We start from the raw sequence: 15,451 nt of genomic DNA, 5'->3' as shown, positions 1-15,451 counted from the left end.
TTTCAATATAAAAACACTGAAAAAAGGGTAAAATTTAAAACGGATATCCAATAGCGAAGTTTAGATTGAAATCGTCGGCGGTAAGTTTTCGGTTTCCGATTATCCATCTTTTCCCTGCTTCTGCCGATGGATCGCGCAGCTTCATTCCTAAATCTACCCGAAGGATAAAATAATTCAAATTAAAACGAAAGCCGGTTCCGGTTCCTACCGCAATTTGCTGGTAAAAATCATTCACCTTAAACCGGACTCCTTCTCGATTATCGAACTTATTAATTGCCCAGATATTACCGGCATCCAGAAAAAACGCTCCTTCCATTTTCCCGATTAAGCTGTAACGGTACTCCAGGTTTGCCTCCAGTTTTAAATCGGAAGACTGGTTCGGATAAAAACCTACAGGAGCCTTATAATTACCCGGCCCGAGCGATCTCACCTGCCAGGCTCTGATGCCATTGGCACCTCCGGCAAAATACTGCTTTTCGAAAGGCAACAAACGCGAGTTTCCGTAGGGATAACCGATCCCAAAAAAAGCTCGCCCCACAATATAATTATACTGATCGAGCTGAATGGCCCTGCGTACTTCAATGTCTGCCTTCAGGTATTGCGCATAGGGAGTTCCCAGATACCTGTAATACTCTACCAGCCCGGCATCATAATTCGGATCATCATATTTTGTTCGTCCGGTTATTTTCGACAATGCCCATAAAAAATTACCTGCTGATTCCACATTCAAGCGCGCATACGTATAGTTACCTTTTACTCCAAGACGTTGGTTATTATATACCAGCGAATAGTTCATCGCAAAAATAAAATGATCGGTAAAACTACTTTTAATGTACAAATCCTGAATAGAATCGATAAACGCCGGATCAAATTCAAACAGATGGACAAAGTTGACATCCATCAAATTCCAGTTATGGGTATAGTTTTGCGAAGTCTTCCAGTCATATCCAAACCTCACGTTTGTAATGGTTCGGGTATATTCAGGCCTTCGCTGAAAGTTAAAACCGATATTCAGCACGGTCTTAGGTAGGTTCTTTTCGAAACTTCGAATATAATTCCCCGGCCCAAGCAACTTCGGAATGGTGATGCTGTTTTCAATACCAAATTCACGGGTATTAAAAGTTTCAGAACCATTTTCCATTTGCCGTTGCATTCGTTCAATGGCTCCTTTCAGGCGAATCTGAAAAACTTCAGCTCCCCTGAATAAATTGCGATGCTGGTAATAAATGTTGCCGGCAACCCCGAGGTTTCCTGAGGTGTTGGTTCCTTCCACATCGAGTGAAACCGATTGTTTGTTCAGCGGAGATAATCGTATATTACAATCGAGTAAATTCGATTTGGGCGAATCAGTATTCTCTTCAAACTGAATGTCGACATACCTGAATTGCCGTAAACGGTTTAATCCGTTAAATGTATTTTCAACGTCAGTCGAATTATACAAATCACCGCTCTTCATTTGTGTGGTTCGTCTGAAAAGGTTCGCCGGATAATGTATATCGGGTGATAAGAACAGTTTTGCATTATCCCATTCTATCGTATCCGAAAATTCGGCAGCCGACCGGCTGGACGACATATTTGGTGATGTTCCGGGTATAATCGAATAATAGAAATTATTGAAATAATACGGTCGAAGAATTTTGGCCGAATCCACCTGTGCATTCCGGGTTTCGCCAACATACAAGTCAAGTACCACCCGTTTTTCAAACTGCGTGGTATCCGCTTTATATTTGATCTGGTTTTTGGAGAAATAGAAATATCCGTTATCGCGATACAGGTTAACAATTTTCTCCTGTTGCTTTTCCAGGTTATAAATATCAAAAGGAGTTCCTTTTCGAAAACGGAGATTCACAGAGTCCTTCGTAAAAATTTCCTGCAATTTCGGCGTAGCAAAATGATAGCGAACATGATTAATGGTGTACCTCTCGCCCGTATCAATATTAAATTTCAGCTTTGCTTTTTTCCGTTTCTCTTTTAATTCAAGCTTACTTGTTATATCGGCCCGATAATATCCTTTATTATCCAGGTATTGCTTTAACTGTTCCTTCGACCGTTCGTCCATTACTTCATCGTAAAGCTGCGGAGCCTCACCAATTCGCTTTAACCAGTCGTCTGTCTTTTTTTTCGACGACATATTGTACAACAGAAGATAAAACCGGATAAATCCCAGAATCTTATAATTCTCCTTTTGCCGTACAAAAGACTTTGCTTCTTCTTTATTTATCTCAGGATTATCCACCTCCAACTCCACCTTATTTAAAAGATATTTGTTCTCGGGAACAAATCGGGTTGACGAGCAGGACGACAGGATTAAAACAGCTAACATAACAATGGTAACATTTCTAATCCCTTTGCTGGTATGACGGTAACTAATCAAATTCAAATTTCTTATAATGCACAAAAATAAAGAAGAGTTTTTAACAGAAACAGTAACTTTACTCCAAAATAATTCAAGAAGATGCTTTTTCTCCATGATAAGTAAATCAAAAATTAAACAACTTTCATCACTCGCCTTAAAAAAATACCGAAACAAGGAAGGATTATTCCTGGTTGAGGGGGATAAAATGGTACTGGAACTGGCTAAATCAAAGATTCGGATTGCAGAAATAATGACAACCGAGGCATTTGAACCTTCAATTCGCGATCAAGGATTGTTTGCTGAAAACACTACAACGGTAACCCGTGACGAACTAAAAAAAATCAGCCAGCTTAAAACACCTCAAAACAGTTTGGCCGTTTGCTACCTCCCTGTGTCCAGAGACATTCCTGAGGTTTTGGAAGAAGATCTCACCATTTACCTTGATGGAATTCAGGATCCCGGCAACCTGGGAACCATTCTCCGGATTTGCGACTGGTTTGGCATTCCCAATATTTTTTGTTCCGCAGAAACAGTCGATCCGTTTAATCCCAAAGTGATACAGGCAAGTATGGGTTCATTTGCCCGAGTTACGCTAACCGAATGTGATTTCGATCAGATACGGACCATAGCGACAAACTCCGGTGCAATAATTTACGGAACCTTCATGGAAGGTGAAAATGTGTACACCCAGGATTTGTCTTCAAAATCGATACTGGTAATGGGCAACGAGGGAAACGGAATCAGCGAAAAAGTAAAAAAGCATGTCGATCAAAAAATCAGCATCCCCAATTTTTCTTCTGATACCCAAAAAGCAGAATCGCTTAATGTGTCGGTGGCTACTGCAATACTCTGCTCAGAGTTTAAACGCAGAAGTTTTTGACTATTCGAAATGAAAGCAGAGGGTAAATATCTTCGAGCGCAGATCCTTGATTGACTGTGCGTAATATTGCCGTTGAACCATGGCAGGTAAATCTCCCAACTGGTTATTCAATCCAAAACTAAATTTGGCTTCCACCGAAAAACGAAAAAACGGAAAGTAATGATCCCATCCGCCGCCGACTTCAGCATAAACCCCACCTGATTTTAATTTAACCAGATCTTCCTGGGCAGTTCTGGATATATCCTGACGAAAAGCTCCTCCGAAAATTACATACGGGCGATCGTTGTTAATCCTTCTGGCCTTGTATTTTACCAGCAAAGGGAAATCGAGATAGGTCGATTTTAACGAATAAAAATCGGATTCCTGCGTGTAATTATTGATATCGACTACCGGAACATTATAAGTAATTTGTCGCTCACCAAACGAAAGACCGGGCAAGAAACGCAGCTCAAAATCTTGTGTCAACCGCAAACTGGAAACAATTCCAACGGTAAATCCGGGAACTAAAGTTGCCAGATCAGACCGAATGTATGATGCTTCGGTCACACCGTCTTCAGGATAAGGAATAAAGTCGGGATTATCGCCTATTGGGTTATAGTTGACAATATTAAAATCAAGCGTATTCACACCAATCGTAAACCCAAAGTGAATCAATTTATCATCAAAAGTCGTCAGATATTTGACCCGCTCTTTTTGCGCAAAAGCACATTGCCCCGCTACAATTAATAGTATGAACAGAATTTTTTTCTTCACTGTTACTTGCAATTCCTTATTTCACAAACGCTAAAAAGTGAAAATATTGTATCCCTGGTTGTTATTCAGCAGATGTTTTAGGTTTATGCGCTTCGTAAATCGATGCAATTCCAAAGGTTTGCCTATAGCAACGGTTCTCTGTGAACCCAACCTTTTTTAAGATCGCTAAAAAATCATCGCCATCCGGAAATTCATTCACCGATTCGGGTAAATAGGTGTAAGCACTTTTATCTTTCGAAACCATTCTGCCGATCGCCGGAAGAATGTACTTAAAATAGAACTGATAAATTTGTTTGAACGGTGCTTTTTGAGGCTTCGAAAATTCGAGCACAAAGAAAGTTCCTCCGGGCTTAATTACCCGGCAAATTTCTTTTAACCCAATTTCGAGGTGTTCAAAGTTACGAACGCCAAAACCAACTATTGCTGCATCAAATTCATTATTGGCAAAGGGCAGGTTTTCTGAATCAGCTTTCTGAACTTCTATTTTTTTTGTCAGCTGCTCTTTCGCTATTTTCTCCCTGGCTACGTTCAACATCCCTTCCGAAATGTCGATCCCGGTTATTTTAACCTCGCCAAGCTTTGAAGCCGCAACGGCAAAATCGCCGGTACCGGTAGCAATATCCAAGATTCTTTGGGGCTGATAGGCTTTCAGTTTTCTGATTGTGCGTTTACGCCACAGTTTATCAATATTTACTGAAAGTAAATGATTCAACAAGTCGTACTTCGGAGAGATATTATCAAACATCTCCTCGACCTGTCCCCTTTTTGACTGTTGTGATTGTTTATACGGAAGAGCCATTAAACTCCGGCACTCATTTTATCAATAAATCCTAACGACACGTCGTCAATTCTAATCTCTCCTTTAGTAACGTGCCCCAGTGTAAAGAAAGGAACGTTCAGCTCGCTCATTGCATCAACAAACTCTTCTTCATTATCCGGATTTACGCCCACCAAAATGCGCCCCATTGCTTCTCCAAACAAAAAGGAATCGATTCGGGTTTCGGCGCTGGTTGTGATGTCAAAGCCTAACTCATTCGGAATTGCTGCACGCAGCAAAGTAAAAAACAATCCTCCTTTGCCCACGGGACTGGCACTCTCTATCAGCCCTTTTTCGTGCAACTTTCGAAGACACTCCTGAATCTTCATTTCATCCCCGATACTAAATGCGGGAAGTGGAGATTCTGAAATCCCATGATAAAACTCCAGGTATTCCGAGGAATTGACATCATCCACCATCTTACCAATCATAAAAATATGGTTTCCTTTCTTTTTGAAAGAATGTGTTGTCATAGAACACCCCGGAGGGACCTGCGACAACATACTGATAATGATGGTCGGAGGAACCGGTCCATGCTCTGAAAAATGATCAAAACGAATTTTCCGGTCAGACACTTTCAGGTTAAATTTCTGAGCAGCGTTCTCCAATCCTTTTTTTGCACCGGATGCGATCTGGTAACCATTCGGATCAGCAAAATCAATGTGATACAAAAAGGCACTTACTACACTGGGAGTTGCGCCAAAACATAACATTTTCCGAACTGCCCTTGCAATCAAAATCTCGGTAGCCTTCTGCGGATCACTTTCGAGGTGATGGTGAAAAGCATGCGTACTCATCGCCATTTTGGTCCCGTTAATGTCCAGGTCAAACGAGCCGATCTCGTCGGTATCACTATCGCCAATTGCGTCGGGAGAAATAGTCTGTTCGCTAAAATCGTTGAAGTAGTTAATAGTCGATAAATTGGGATTGACCATTAATGAATAAATCACTTCCTCAATGTTCTCTGGCTCAGGAATACTCTCGATTGTGAATTGTTCTTCAGCTTGTACTGTCTCGCTCATATGCCTTATTGTTACAGGTATTAAGTATGAACAAAGGTAATTAAGTCCTCTATTTCTCCATAAAAATAGATGTTTTTTTTAATTTCGCGTCAACTCTAATTTATTTCCGCAATGAATAAAATTGCTTTAATTACTGGTGCTACAGCAGGTATTGGACAGGCCACTGCACAAGTCCTTGGGAAGAACGGATTCGATTTAATCCTTACCGGCAGAAGAAAAGACCGGCTGGAAGAACTAAAAGAAGGATTGGCAAAAGAAAGCGATTGCCGGATCATCACCCTGAATTTTGACATCAGAAACCTCGACGAAACCACTAAAGCTTTTGACAGTTTGCCTGAAGAATGGAAGGCCATCGACGTGCTTGTCAATAATGCGGGGCTTGCGGTGGGTCTTGAACCAATCCAGGAAGGAGTTGTCGACGACTGGGAACGCATGATCGACACCAACGTTAAAGGATTGCTCTACATTACCCGTTTGGTTTCGCCTCAAATGGTAAAACGAGGCTCGGGACATATTGTAAACATTTCGTCGATTGCCGGAAGGGAAGCTTATGCCAATGGCAATGTCTATTGTGCAACGAAACATGCAGTGCAGGCACTGACACAGGGCATGCGCATCGATTTGCTGCATCATGGAATTAAAGTGAGCTCAGTTGCTCCGGGAGCGGTGAATACCGAGTTTTCGCTTGTTCGTTTTAAGGGCAACGAAAACAAAGCAAATGATGTTTACAAAGGATTTACGCCTTTGTATGCCGAAGATATTGCCGAAACGATCTTGTTTATTGTAACACGGCCATCGCATGTAAATATTGATGATGTGCTGATTATGCCAACCGCACAGGCATTTTCAAGAGGATTTCACAAAGAAGACTGATAAATTTCACAACATAAGAAATAACAACATTTAAAATGCCTGAAGCAATTATAATTACACCCGTAAAAGACTCTCTCGGAACGCTGAAAAGAACGATTCAATCCATTCTTAAGGCTGAAGGCGATTTCGATTACATTATATACAACGACTTTAGCAGTTCGGAAACCAAACAATACCTTGATCAGTCTTCTGCTGAGAACGGCTTTTCTGTTGTCCACCTGGAAGACGTCACCGATACTCCTTCTCCCAACTATAAATTGGTGTTAAGAATGGCGCAGAAAATGGCGTTGGAGAAAAAATGCCCGCTTATTATTATTGAATCGGACGTGGTGATCAAAGAAAATACGATTTCCCAGCTTCTCCAATACGTTCGGTCATACGACAAAGCCGGGCTTGTTGGCGCAATTACCGTAGATGAATCGGGGGCGTATAATTTCCCTTATACTTTTGAAAAAATAAAAAGTGACGAAGTGATTTCGACACACCACAGCCTGAGTTTTTGCTGTACGCTCCTTTCCAACGATTTCCTGAACGCGTTTAGTTTCGAAAGTCTGGCTGACAATAAAGACTGGTTTGATGTATTTATCAGCCGGCAATCGGTTAAGATGGGATACAATAACTACCTGGCCAAAGGCACCGAAGTGCTTCATTTACCGCACTCGAGCCGCCCGTGGAAGAACCTGAAATACAAAAACCCTGTGCTGTATTATCTGAAAAAATTCTTTTTGAAAAGAGACCGCATATAAATGACAAACAAGCTCCTAAATAAAAGAAACTACATTATCGGAAACGTTGTATTCTGGGTAATCAGTGTAACTTTTTTTTGTATCATCTTTTATTTAAACAGCAACACGTTTAATGCTGCGCTTGTATTAAAAGCGGTTATTACCAATATTGGCTTTGCGGCGAGCGTATACATCAACCTTTATGTGCTTATTCCCCGCTACCTGAAGCAAAAAAGCTACATCTTTTATTTCTTCTGGCTGATTGTGATGCTTTCGGCCAGCAGTCTCTTTGTGCAACTCATTATTATCTATCCGCTGCGTAATGTGCTGCATGTTTCGGAACAGTTTTCACAATTCAACACCAATACGCACTCTGCTTTCTTTTTCGTAACATTGGTTTACGTCGGTTTTTCTTCTTTTCTGAAAGTTGTAAAAGACTGGCTGGCCATGCAGGATTTAAACTACAAGCTTGCAAAAATTGAACAACAAAAGCTCGAAGCAGAACTTACTACATTAAAAGGGCAGTTGAATCCGCATTTCCTTTTTAACTCGCTAAATAATATCTATTCACTCGCACTCAGCAAATCCGATAAAGTACCCGATCTGATTCTCCAACTTTCGGACTTAATGCGACATATCATCTACGAATCGAGGGAAGATTTTATCTCGCTTGAGAAAGAAATTGAGTTTGTGGACAATTTTATCGCCTTGCAAAAAATCCGCGTTTCTGATCAAACCAGCATTATTTATGAAAAGAAAGGCGAAGTTCCTTCTGCCAGAATTGCACCCTTGCTTTTCGAACCGTTTATCGATAATGCATTTAAACACGGGATTCCGGGCGATGTAAATAATGATTATATCCGGATCAGTTTTGATTTCCGGCAAGATTCTTCAGTTCTTTTTGAGATTGAAAACAATTATTCGGAAGAAGAAAAATGGAATAAGAAACATTCCGGAATCGGGCTTCAGAACGTAAAACAACGTTTGGCACTGCTATATAAAAAAGAGGAGTTTACCCTCGATATTAAGAAGGAATATCCTGTCTTCTCCGTAAAACTGAAACTAAAGCTAAAATAAACGGTACCACTTATGGAAATAAATGCGCTGATTATTGACGACGAACCCCTGGCTCAAAATGTAATTAAACAATACGCCCAAAAGTTACCGGAGCTGAAGATTGTGGCTACCTGTAACGAAGCCATTTGTGCCCACAAAATATTGCAGGAAGAAGCTATCGATTTGATTTTCCTGGATATTAATATGCCTAAAATGTCCGGCATTTCGTTTTTGAAGAATCTGACTCACCCTCCTCTTGTTATCTTCACTACCGCATATTCAGAGTATGCTCTGGAAGGATTTGAGTTGAATGCTGTGGACTATCTGAAAAAACCTTTTTCGTTCGACCGCTTTTGCAAGGCTTTCTATCGCGCAGAAGAACTCTTGCGGTTAAAAAAGAAAGTACAAACCGCTGCCACTTCCGATAACGATGCAAAATTCCTGTTTATTAAGTCCAACAAGAAAAGTTATAAAATCAATTTTTCCGACATCCTTTTTGTTGAGGGCCTGGGCGACTACATAAAAGTTCATGTCAAAGGCAACAGGCACATCACTAATCTTTCGATGAAAAAAATGCAGGACCTGCTACCTGCTGATTTGTTTTACCGGATTCACAAATCGTATATCATTTCAGTAAACAATATCGAATCGGTTGAAGGCAACATGGTTTCGATCGATGGGAACAAACTTCCCATTGGAAACAGTTACCGGCAGGATTTTTTTGATTTTATCGGCCGTTTTTCGGCTGAATAAGCCTTATTTCAGAAAACCCTGAGATTTTAATACATCAAGCATTTTTTCTGAAAAGAACTCATTGTCTGCCTTTTTGTATCGAACATCGGTAAATACCTGAGCCAGTGTTTGCTTCCCGTTTTCCTTTACAAATTGTTTCGAAGATTCGAGATTTTCTTTAAAACGATGAAGCTCCGCAATATCTGACTCCGTATAATCTGTATAAACTTCATCATGTATGATTCCACCAACCGGGATACGATCGGTTAATGCCGGCTTCCCGTCGGGGTAACCCAGCGCTATTGTGGTGGCGGGAAAGGTTAATTGGGGCAGTTTTAACGCATCGATTATCTCCTTTGCATTGTAAGTCGTTGTTCCCAGATAACAGATTCCCAAACCGGCATTTTCGGCGGCAATACAGATATTTTGTGCAAACAATACAGCGTCGATTAAAGCGGTACTAAACGACAAAAAATTATCATAGCCCGGCTCTGCATTATTTTGAACACACCACTTCCAAAAACGATTATAGTCGGCAACAATCGTCAACAAAACGGGTGCATTTTTCGCCACGGGTTGATTAAAATGGAAAGGAGCCAGCTTTTCCTTCATCTCGGCCGACCGCGTAACAACAGCGCTGTAAAGCTGCATATTGCCGGTTGTTGAGGCCCTGCTTCCTGAATATATTATTGATTCCAGTAATTTTTGATCAACTTCTTTCTCCTTAAACTTCCTTATTGTTACGTGCGAATTAAGTAGTTCCATGCTTTTTCTTGCAAAAGTAAAATATTGAATGTATTTCCGGGTTATCAGCAATAAAAAAGGGAAGCTGATCGGCTTCCCTTTTTAATAATCAATTCGGTATTACATTTTTATAATCCTTTCGGATTTGACAATTTCGTCGTTGGCAATTAAGGTAATAACGTAAACGCCAGTTACCAGATTTCCGGTACGTATTTCGTTTGTTGGACTTTCAATATCCATTACACGCTGACCGGCGATATTGGAAACAATCACTCTTGTCAGTTTTTCGGCATTATCGATTCTGATATAATTGGTAAATGGATTTGGATATACTTTGAAATCATCCGTTTCCTGTTCCGGAGAGATAGCTGTCGCGAAATCACCCGTTGTGAACTCCCATGCATAAGGTATTTGTCCGTCCCATACCAAACCAATACCCTTCACAACTGCACTGTCAACAGTAACAACATAAGTTGTAAACTTATTTAAGCCACCACTTACCAGGTGATCGTAAGTAATAGTAATGGTATTTCCACTTACCATTGCAGGTGTAATTTCCAGTGTCAATGCAACAGCACCCGTAACTTTATCAGTTACAGTAAGGTATCCTGTTTGATTGAAAGTAACATCGTTTTCGAATGTAATTTCAAATACCGGATGGTTATCCTGGATGTTTCCCATCGGGCTTACCGTATCAAGAACCGGAGCTTCACCCTGTAAAACCGTTACTTTAAGTTCCAGCATACATCCATCAATCGTCGGATGGAAATAATGGTCGTCAACAACTAAGGTTGTATCCAGCCCGGCTTCTGCATTAACATACGCTGCCGTACCATCAACTCCGGCCCAGATTGTTGTATCCATGCTCACCGGATAATCTAAAATGAATTCTTCAACATCACCGCATCTCAAGTGAGAATCAGTTACCTCAATTTTATGAGCACCACCGTTAAGTACGACTGTCGTTTCGGTTCTTACAATTCCGTCAACAAGAACAATATAAGGAGCGACACCCCCGGTTACTCCAATAGTAACCTCGGTACCACAATTAACTACATCTCCTTCTGTAATCTGAAGTTGAACTTCTTCAAGAACAACTTGTTCCATAACAATTGTATCAACAAATGCTGCAAAACATCCCTCAGAATCTACAATCGTTATTTCATATTCACTCGAAATAAGTTCATTGGTTTCGAATTGAATTACCTGATCCAAATCAAAACTTCCCGTGAACCACACAGAAGCACCTTCGTCTGCAGCAGCACCTTCACCAACCTGCTTCCACATTGCCTTGTACGACCTTCCTGCCTGGCCTGTGGCAGTGACGCGAATAGATCCAGCGGTGTCGCCACTGCAAGTCACATCAACCCACGACCAGATTATCGAATCTGCAGGTACTATTTCCAATTCGTTTGAGGTTACAGAGCAATACTGATCTCTAACAATTACCTGGTATGTATTTCCATTTTCAACAAGGAACGTATTTTCAGAGGATGTATCCAACGAATCTCCGTTCATCCACAACTCATAGGTATAGGGTCCTGTACCGCCACTGGCAAGAACCTCAATATTATCTTCTTCCACCTCGGAGCACAAAAACGCACCTTCTACAATGCGGAATGCATCAATCACCAGCGGATCCGGCTCATTAATCGATGCTGTTTCCGGATCAGACATACAAACCGGCTGGTTAGCATCTCTTACAGTAACCTCCACTTCACTTTCAGTGGCAATTGTGATTACTGTTGTATTTGACCCTTCAGGGAAAGCTTCCCATTCATTATCTCCTACCTTTATATCATATGCACCGGAACCACCGCCAGCTACCACTGTAATTGTTCCGTCAGCCGCACCAGTACAGGTTATATCACTGTAGGTAAATTCATCAATCGCTACCGGTGCATCGGGTCCACCAAGCAGAATCTCATCCGTTTCGTCACCTTTACATCCGTTAAGATCGGTTACAACTACTCTATAAGTACCGACAGCTAAACCGGTAAATGTTGTGGTTTCCTTATTTTCCCAACCAACAACATTTTCCCAATCAGCCCCATTGAGGATTTGCAGGGTATACACCAGCTCGCCTGACCCTCCGGTAGCTTCTGCCACTACAATTTCACCATCCGTATCCCCAAAACAGCTTACCGGAGAAACCGATTCTTCCTCTTTCTGAATTGCTACAGGATAATAACTACCCACTTTTAAAGGAGAATCGTTACTAACCATATTACCGCAAGCCAGATCTTTTACAACCACCCAATAAGTAATACTGTCGGGACTACCTGAAACCTGAATCTCGACAGAGCCTTCCCCGTCCCATGATCCCATTGAAGCTTCAGAGAGATTGAGCACTGCAGGCAATGTGTTGGCATGACCGAACAGGAATGGCCCCGTTCCTCCTTCAATCGTTATCGTAATTGTCGCGTCGGTATAACCAAAACATGCTGTATTATCCGTAACACTGGCGTTCACCACCAACGGCGGATTTGTCTCTACGATGATAGACTCGATACGATTGGAAGAACATCCCAAATCGTCTTCAGCCCACGCACTATAAACTCCGGCTTCAAGATCACTAAACAATCCATCGGCAGAAGTCCAATTGGTAACACCATCAGTAAGATAATAGGTAATTGTACGATCATCAAATCCTGTTTGATGTGCCCATGTCAAAGTATCGATCTTAATATAAGCGTTAATCGTATTCGCGCAATCATTAAGCAGATCGCTTTCAGCTTCATTCAGGTCGATCAAATTATCTGCAAGGCCATCTACTTGAACAGTTTTTGTCACAACATAATCGCGACAATGACTATCCCTCACTGCCACCGTATAAATGCCAACAGGAACAGAGAAATAATGCTGAACATACCAGGAAGCACCACCATTGATGGAATACTCCAACACCCGTCCTTCACCTGCTGAAGCCGAAATATTGATAACACCGTCGTTATTCCCGGTGCAGGTGGGCGAAATTGTAACTACACCGTCAATCGACACAGGTTGAATAATATCATCCCCGGGATAATAATAAGGGGCAGTTTGACAAGTTTCATTCAAACGAACGATGACGCTAAATCCAAGACCTTCTTTTACCCAAATGGTTGACTCGGCAGTAAAAGCGCCAAAAACAGGAGGATCGACATCATAACTAAATGAAAACTCAGCGCCGGCAGGATAACCTGTTACTTCGTACTGTATCAGGTCGCTGTCACATTTTGCTGTAATGTCAGTAAGCAGCGTAACATTGTCGATTGTAACCGGCTGTATATCGCATGGTTCCTGTGCCTTAAGCACAGCATACGAGCCAGCCAAAAACATGAGCAATGTCAAGCCAAAAAGCCTGGTAAACATTTTTCTCATAGCATTTCTTTTTTATTGAACTTATTGATTGGTTGATTAATCTTAATTATTAAAATTTTAAATCAATAGTCTGGGGCATACGGTTTAAAGGCGCAGCAGCCCAAACAATTGGATAAAAAATTTTAATTAAACTACAAAATAAATGCGGCATTATACCCATTACTTTGTACTATGTTTTCAACATTATGAGACTTAACAACCTATCTCTTCCTAACAATTCGGGTCTCAAGGGGATAAACGCCCCTTACAGTTTTGTGTTTATTTGTAAATTCAATGCAATTTAAATTATTTTTTCATAAAACAAGAGCACGACACATACTAATTTCAGGCCTTATTCGTTGGATTGTAATTATTAAATGAAAAATGAATTCAAATAAGAGTTTTATCAACAATACCGATTTCAGCAACCACACATACAGCAACTTAATGTTAATAAATAAAGTCAACAAATTATCAGCCAACCCATTTCGAAGCCTCATCCTGGTCTTCGCGCTTATCGTTTTTCTCTTATTCGAGTCCTGCAAAGGATGCAAATGTCCGGCATACAGCGAAAACAGGGAACCCCGGAAAGCCTCAACGGACTGCAGCATTATGATATCTTCGGAAGAAGATAATTTTAGTTTACAATCCGTACTGTAAAATACAATACATACTCTTTACAATACGCCTATAGCCATGCGTTTTTCTCCCGATGAACCAAAACAAAAACACGGCAAACCTCTCTACTGCTTTAAACACAAGCAAATTACTGCAATTCCAGGCTCCTGAGATTTTCTCACTTCCCAGAACAGTCAAGGGTGCATAAAACGACAGAAATAAGCCAAGCTAAACACTTTAAGTAATTATTAAGGTTAGGGCGAAAACAAATTACACTACTTGCCTCTAATCCTAAAATGTATTTACTTTGTGTGGCTTTAAAAAAATCAGGTGTTTATCCTGAGCGTGAAATATTTAGAATAATTTTTCTTTTATATAATTAAAACTTTCTCAACTATGATTAAAATAGGTATAAACGGTTTCGGAAGAATCGGACGTTTCGTTTTCCGTCAGGCAGTTGCCAAAGGCACAATCCAGGTAGTAGCTATCAACGACCTTATCGATGTTGAATACATGGCTTATATGTTGAAATACGACTCAACTCACGGCTTATTCAACGGTACTGTTGAAGTAAAAGACGGCAAACTGGTTGTTAACGGTAACGAAATCCGCGTAACCGCAGAAAGAAATCCGGCTGATATCAACTGGGGCGCTGTAGGTGCTGAATATGTTGTTGAATCAACTGGTTTGTTCCTTGAAAAAGGAAAAGCTCAAGGCCACATCGACGCCGGTGCGAAAAAAGTAATCATGTCAGCTCCGTCAAAAGACGATACTCCAATGTTCGTTATGGGTGTTAACCACACTTCATACACTAACGATATGAACTTCGTTTCAAATGCTTCTTGTACAACCAACTGTTTGGCTCCTGTTGCAAAAGTATTGAACGATAAATTCGGTATCAAAGAAGGTCTTATGACTACTGTTCACGCAACTACTGCTACTCAGAAAACTGTTGACGGTCCTTCGATGAAAGACTGGAGAGGTGGTCGTGGCGCTGGCCAGAACATCATCCCTTCTTCTACAGGTGCTGCTAAAGCCGTAGGTAAAGTTATTCCTGAGCTGAATGGCAAACTTACAGGTATGGCTTTCCGTGTTCCTACTCCTGACGTATCAGTTGTTGACTTAACTGTTGTTTTGGAAAAAGGTGCATCTTACGCAGAAATTTGCGCTGCTATGAAAGAAGCTTCTGAAGGCGAATTGAAAGGTATCCTTGGATACACTGAAGATCAGGTTGTTTCTAACGACTTCGTTGGCGACACTCGTACTTCTATCTTCGACGCAGGTGCAGGTATTTCGTTGAACCCTAACTTCGTAAAAGTTGTGTCTTGGTACGACAACGAAATGGGTTACTCTGCAAAAGTTTGCGAATTGATCCAGTACATGGATTCAGTAAAGTAATTCAAGACTTTTGACTAGTCCTAAATAAGCGTTACAGATTATTGGACTAAGTTAATAGATTCACAGACCGTTTCAAAGCTAGCTTTGAAACGGTCTGTTCTTTTATAGCTTTTAATTTTAATGGTATCTTGTTTG

The 15,451-nt window shown here is 40.9% G+C and carries 12 protein-coding genes; 6 read left to right on the top strand and 6 right to left on the bottom strand.

From position 1 onward, the window contains the following. Positions 1-34: 34 nt before the first annotated feature. Positions 35-2,323: a BamA/TamA family outer membrane protein gene (locus tag MR764_RS19030; RefSeq protein ID WP_247981047.1), complete on the bottom strand. Its 2,289-nt coding sequence runs from the start codon at positions 2,321-2,323 to the stop codon at positions 35-37. Between the two features lie 67 nt (positions 2,324-2,390). On the opposite strand from MR764_RS19030, the gene MR764_RS19025 reads away from it, so the two are divergent. Beyond that, positions 2,391-3,236 (top strand): RNA methyltransferase, encoded by an 846-nt coding sequence (locus MR764_RS19025; RefSeq protein ID WP_247981046.1) that lies wholly within the window; start codon positions 2,391-2,393, stop codon positions 3,234-3,236. On the opposite strand, the gene MR764_RS19020 is transcribed toward MR764_RS19025, so the two are convergent. From MR764_RS19020 to MR764_RS19010, 3 genes are all read right to left on the bottom strand, one after another. Beyond that, complete coding sequence (locus MR764_RS19020) at positions 3,237-3,989, bottom strand: porin family protein (RefSeq protein ID WP_247981045.1); 753 nt, start codon at positions 3,987-3,989, stop codon at positions 3,237-3,239. A gap of 61 nt (positions 3,990-4,050) precedes the next feature. Continuing rightward, entirely contained in the window at positions 4,051-4,788 is a 738-nt protein-coding gene (gene ubiE, locus MR764_RS19015) for a bifunctional demethylmenaquinone methyltransferase/2-methoxy-6-polyprenyl-1,4-benzoquinol methylase UbiE (protein WP_282189255.1), read from the bottom strand. Next, complete coding sequence (locus tag MR764_RS19010; protein ID WP_247981043.1) at positions 4,788-5,828, bottom strand: AIR synthase-related protein; 1,041 nt, start codon at positions 5,826-5,828, stop codon at positions 4,788-4,790. The genes ubiE and MR764_RS19010 overlap by 1 nt, the downstream gene beginning before the upstream one ends. 111 nt (positions 5,829-5,939) lie before the next feature. On the opposite strand from MR764_RS19010, the gene MR764_RS19005 reads away from it, so the two are divergent. From MR764_RS19005 to MR764_RS18990, 4 genes are read left to right on the top strand one after another with little or no spacing between them, the layout of a single operon-like run. After that, entirely contained in the window at positions 5,940-6,701 is a 762-nt protein-coding gene (locus MR764_RS19005; protein WP_247981042.1) for an SDR family NAD(P)-dependent oxidoreductase, read from the top strand. Between the two features lie 35 nt (positions 6,702-6,736). Further along, on the top strand, positions 6,737-7,447 hold the full coding sequence (locus MR764_RS19000) for a glycosyltransferase (RefSeq protein WP_247981041.1): 711 nt from the start codon (positions 6,737-6,739) through the stop codon (positions 7,445-7,447). Beyond that, a complete protein-coding gene (locus tag MR764_RS18995) occupies positions 7,448-8,503 on the top strand; it encodes a histidine kinase (protein ID WP_247981040.1) in 1,056 nt (351 codons plus the stop codon). A 12-nt stretch (positions 8,504-8,515) separates the two neighbouring features. Further along, positions 8,516-9,235 (top strand): LytTR family DNA-binding domain-containing protein, encoded by a 720-nt coding sequence (locus MR764_RS18990; protein ID WP_247981039.1) that lies wholly within the window; start codon positions 8,516-8,518, stop codon positions 9,233-9,235. Positions 9,236-9,238: 3 nt separating this feature from the next. On the opposite strand, the gene MR764_RS18985 is transcribed toward MR764_RS18990, so the two are convergent. Together MR764_RS18985 and MR764_RS18980 are read right to left on the bottom strand one after the other, a co-directional pair. Next, positions 9,239-9,979: a nitroreductase family protein gene (locus MR764_RS18985; protein ID WP_247981038.1), complete on the bottom strand. Its 741-nt coding sequence runs from the start codon at positions 9,977-9,979 to the stop codon at positions 9,239-9,241. Between the two features lie 99 nt (positions 9,980-10,078). Then, on the bottom strand, positions 10,079-13,321 hold the full coding sequence (locus MR764_RS18980) for a T9SS type A sorting domain-containing protein (protein ID WP_247981037.1): 3,243 nt from the start codon (positions 13,319-13,321) through the stop codon (positions 10,079-10,081). A gap of 993 nt (positions 13,322-14,314) precedes the next feature. Here MR764_RS18980 and gap point away from each other — a divergent pair. Further along, positions 14,315-15,316: a type I glyceraldehyde-3-phosphate dehydrogenase gene (gene gap / locus MR764_RS18975; protein ID WP_247981036.1), complete on the top strand. Its 1,002-nt coding sequence runs from the start codon at positions 14,315-14,317 to the stop codon at positions 15,314-15,316. The last annotated feature ends 135 nt before the right edge of the window (positions 15,317-15,451 follow it).

This window comes from Maribellus sp. YY47 (assembly GCF_023111095.1).
Classification (GTDB): Bacteria; Bacteroidota; Bacteroidia; order Bacteroidales; family Prolixibacteraceae; genus Draconibacterium.
This window is presented reverse-complemented; position numbering and strand designations above follow the sequence as displayed.